The following is a 4,055-nucleotide window of genomic DNA, read 5'->3' as shown; positions in this document are numbered from 1 at the left end:
GGCACGGGTGAGCGCGCGGATGTCCTGCTCGTCCAGCTCCTTCCAGGCGCCGCGCTTGAGGCCGCGCGGCAGCACCATGGCGCCGTAGCGGATGCGGATCAGCCGGCTCACGGCGTGGCCGACGGCTTCGAACAGCCGGCGCACTTCCCGGTTGCGCCCTTCGGAGATCGTGACGCGGTACCAGCAGTTGGAGCCCTCGCCGCCGCCGTCCTCGATGGTGCCGAACTGGGCGATGCCATCGTCCAGGCGCACGCCGTCGAGCAGCTTCTGCTTTTCTTCGTTCGACAGGGCGCCCAGCACGCGCACCGCGTACTCGCGCTCCAGGCCGAAGCGTGGATGCATCAGGCGGTTGGCCAGTTCGCCCGAACTGGTGAACAGCAGCAGACCCTCGGTGTTCAAGTCCAGCCGGCCGACGGATTGCCACTTGCCCTGGTGCAGGCGCGGCAGCTTGCGGAAGACGGTGGGCCGGTTCTGCGGATCGTCATGCGTGACGACCTCGCCGACCGGCTTGTGATAGGCGATGACGCGCGCCGGCGGCGGCGCGATCCGGTAGCGGATCGGCTTGCCGTTGACCTTGACCTGGTCGCCGTACTGGATGCGCTGTCCGATGTGGGCCGGCTCGTTGTTGACCGAGATGCGGCCCTCGAGGATCAGGCGCTCCATTTCCAGCCGCGAGCCCAGCCCCGCCTGGGCCAGCACCTTGTGCAGCTTGGGCGCGTCCGCCTGGGGCAGCAGCACGCGCTTGGCGGTAGAACCAGCCGCCTCCTCTTCTTCCTGCGCATCGAAGTCGCCCGAGATCACATCTGCGAACTGGATCGGCTGAGCCGCCGGCGCACGCTCGCGGGCACCCTCGGTCGCCTCGTGGTCCGCGTCGTCCTCGTCGTCGATATCGGCACCGTCGTCACGATCGCGCTCGCCCAGGGCCGCAGGGGCGGACGCCGCTTCGGCCAGCTCCATGGCGACTGGCGCCTGTTCGGGCGCGGCGGGCGCAGTGCCCTCGGTCCCGGCCGGTTCGGCAGCAACCTCACGCTTCGCGCGAGGACGGCGCTTGCGCGCGGGCGTGCCCGCGACCTCTTCGCCGCCTGCCGGCTGCGGTACCGCCGCCGACGGGGTCTCGGCAGCAACGGGAGCGCCCGCGGGCAGGCCCTGTTCGGGATCGGATTCAGTCATGAGGGGCTTCCGGGAAAGTGTTCGTGTCGGGGGATGTCGCACCGGGCGGCGGGGATGCGGGGACAGTCGGCTGGGCGTCCGGGGCTACATCCGGCACAGCCGCGGCGGCCTTGGCAGGCAGGATGGAAGGGGATTGCGGCTCGGAGGCGGGCGCCCCCTCCATCGGCAGCGCTGGCTGCGCGGCCTCGGACGGCAGGCCGCGGCCGGCCAGCGCCTGTGCCATGTCGCCGGCCTGGTGCGGCGCCTCGATGGCCGGCAATTGGTCGAGCGAAGCCAGGCCCAGGTCGTCGAGAAATTGCCGCGTGGTGGCGTAGAGGGCGGGACGGCCCACCGTCTCGCGGTGGCCGATCACCTCGACCCAGCCGCGGTCTTCGAGCTGCTTGAGGATCAGCGAATTGATCGTGACGCCGCGGATGTCTTCCATGTCGCCACGGGTGACCGGCTGGCGATAGGCAATGATGGCCAGCGTCTCGAGGGCGGCACGGGTGTAGCGCGGCGGCTTCTCGGGATGCAGGCGGTCCAGGAAGTCGCGCATCTCGGGCCGGCTCTGAAAGCGCCAGCCGCTGGCCACGCCCACCAGCTCCATGCCCCGCTGCGCCCACTCGTCCTGCATCTGCGCGAGCAGGGATTTGAGCGTGTCGGTGCCTACCTCTTCGTCGAAGAGCACACGCATGTCTCGCAGCGTCAGCGGCTGCGACGAACACATCAGAGCAGTTTCGAGAATGCGCTTGGCATCCGCCGTATTCATGGTGGCGAGGTTCCAGGCAAGGAGCGCGCGGAGCGCGCCGGGACAGAAGAGCCGAGAGAGAAGAAAGAAGGCGCCGCCGTCTGCGGCTGTGCGCCAGGACGGGCCGCCGTCCTGAAGGCGCGAACGGCCAGTCGAGAAGATGGCCGCCGGAGGTCGCGCCGCGAGGCGCTCAGCAGCGATTGTAGTCGAGCCCCCAGGCCCGGGCGGCATCGGCAATGTCCGGCGGCAGCGGCGAGCGCAGCTCGAGCGCCTGGCCGGTCGCAGGATGCGTGAAGGCAAGACGGAAAGCATGCAGCGCCTGCCGGTGCAGCCCGGCGGCCGGTGCGCCGCCGTAGGTTTCGTCGCCCACCAGCGGATGACCGATGGAGGCCATGTGCACCCGGATCTGATGCGTGCGCCCGGTGTCCAGCGTGCAGCGCACCAGGCAGCCGCGGTCGTGGCCGTCGAGCAGCTCGAAGCGGGTGCGGGCCGGCTTGCCGGGATGCTGCGCCAGGTCGACCACGGCCATGCGCAGGCGGTTGCGCGGGTCGCGGCCAATGGGGCCCTCGACCGTACGACTGACGGGACCCGACCACGCGCGATGGCCCATGGCCAGGTACTGCCGCGAAACCTCCCTCGCCGCGATCATGCGCACCAGCGCGTCCATGGTCTGGCGCGTGCGGGCCACGACCATCAGGCCGCTGGTGTCCCGGTCCAGCCGATGCACGATGCCGGCCCGAGGCAGAGCGGCGGCCTTCATATCGCGGGCCAGCAGCCCGTTGAGCAGCGTGCCGCTCCAGTGGCCGGGCGCCGGATGGACCACCAGGCCGGCAGGCTTGTCGATGACCACCAAGTGCTCGTCCTCGTGCACCACCTGCAGCGGCATGGGTTCGGGCCGGAAGGCCTGGCTTTGCGGCGTCGGGCGCAGTTCGATCTCGCCGGCCTGTCCGGCCTGGACCGCTGTCGCCGACTTGCGGATCGCCCGGCCCTGGAGCTGCACCGCGCCCTCCTCGACCAGCTGTTGCAGGTAGCTTCGGGAGAACTCGGGGATCAGCTGCGCCAGCGCCCGGTCCAGTCGCTGGCCGTGCAGCGCCGTGGGAATCGAAAACGCCCGTCGTTCGCTCTCGTCGAAAGTGTCCGACGGCTCATCGGCGTCGGCTTCGGGCCCAGGCTGTGCCGAGGGGGGGGTCGATATAATCCCGGGGGTTTGACTCACGAAAGCTTGCCTGTGACGTATCGCACCCGATTATCGGCGGTCCCCTCGTGGCTCGCCCTCTGCGCCGCCGGGTTCCTGCTGGCGGGCTGCTCCTCCACCAAGACCGATCCCACGGCCAACTGGAGCCCGAACAAGATCTACTCCGAGGCGAAGGAAGAAGCCGACGGTGGCGCCTACGACAAGGCCGTGCCGCTGTTCGAGAAGCTCGAAGGCCGTGCCGCCGGCACACCCCTGGCCCAACAGGCCCAGATCGACAAGGCCTACGCGCAGTACCGCGCGGGCGACAAGGCCCAGGCCCTCGCCACGCTGGACCGGTTCATGAAGCTGCATCCGGCCAGCCCCGCCATCGATTACGCCCTGTACCTCAAGGGCACCATCAACTTCAACGACGACCTGGGCATGTTCGCCTGGCTGACGCGCCAGGACCTGTCGGAGCGCGACCAGAAGGCGGCGAAGGAATCCTTCGAGGCTTTCCGCGAACTCGTCACCCGCTTCCCCGATTCCCGCTACGCCAACGATGCGCGCCAGCGCATGAACTACATCGTGAACTCGCTCGCGCAGTACGAAGTTCACGTCGCCCGCTACTACTACAAGCGCGGGGCCTACCTCGCCGCGATCAACCGGGCACAGATCGCCCTGGCCGACTACCGCGAAGTGCCAGCGCTCGAAGAAGCGCTCTACATCATGGTGCTGTCGTACGACGCCCTGGGCATGAACGACCTGCGCGACGATGCCAAGCGCGTGCTCACCACCAACTACCCGCAAAGCCGCTACTTGGCACAAGGCTTCAAGACCAAGGACGATCCCTGGTGGAAGCTCTGGTGAGCGGCAACTGAGGCTGCATCACGTCCCGTCGAAGGCCGCCGAGTGCGGCCTTCTTCTTTGGGGCGCCAGGTCCGCGATATGAGACCGGGACCATGGCCCCTTCGCTCCGACGGGTTC

4 protein-coding genes are annotated in these 4,055 nt (G+C 69.1%); 1 reads left to right on the top strand and 3 read right to left on the bottom strand.

Translation table 11 applies throughout. From position 1 onward, the window contains the following. From QZ772_RS06295 to QZ772_RS06285, 3 genes are all read right to left on the bottom strand, one after another. Positions 1 to 1,170, bottom strand: a 1,170-nt coding sequence (locus tag QZ772_RS06295; protein WP_295524079.1) for a pseudouridine synthase, incomplete at its 3' end; no start/stop codon positions are given. Continuing rightward, positions 1,163 to 1,918, bottom strand: a complete 756-nt coding sequence (gene scpB, locus QZ772_RS06290; RefSeq protein WP_295524078.1) for an SMC-Scp complex subunit ScpB — start codon at positions 1,916 to 1,918, stop codon at positions 1,163 to 1,165. The genes QZ772_RS06295 and scpB, both read right to left, overlap by 8 nt. A gap of 169 nt (positions 1,919 to 2,087) precedes the next feature. Beyond that, on the bottom strand, positions 2,088 to 2,999 hold the full coding sequence (locus QZ772_RS06285) for an RluA family pseudouridine synthase (protein WP_295524080.1): 912 nt from the start codon (positions 2,997 to 2,999) through the stop codon (positions 2,088 to 2,090). Between the two features lie 126 nt (positions 3,000 to 3,125). On the opposite strand from QZ772_RS06285, the gene QZ772_RS06280 reads away from it, so the two are divergent. Further along, the gene (locus tag QZ772_RS06280) at positions 3,126 to 3,938 is read left to right on the top strand and encodes an outer membrane protein assembly factor BamD (RefSeq protein ID WP_295524077.1); all 813 of its coding nucleotides are present in this window, start codon (positions 3,126 to 3,128) and stop codon (positions 3,936 to 3,938) included. Positions 3,939 to 4,055: the final 117 nt, after the last annotated feature.

Source organism: uncultured Pseudacidovorax sp., assembly GCF_913773995.1.
In the GTDB taxonomy this organism is placed as follows: domain Bacteria; phylum Pseudomonadota; class Gammaproteobacteria; order Burkholderiales; family Burkholderiaceae_C; genus Xenophilus.
This window is presented reverse-complemented; position numbering and strand designations above follow the sequence as displayed.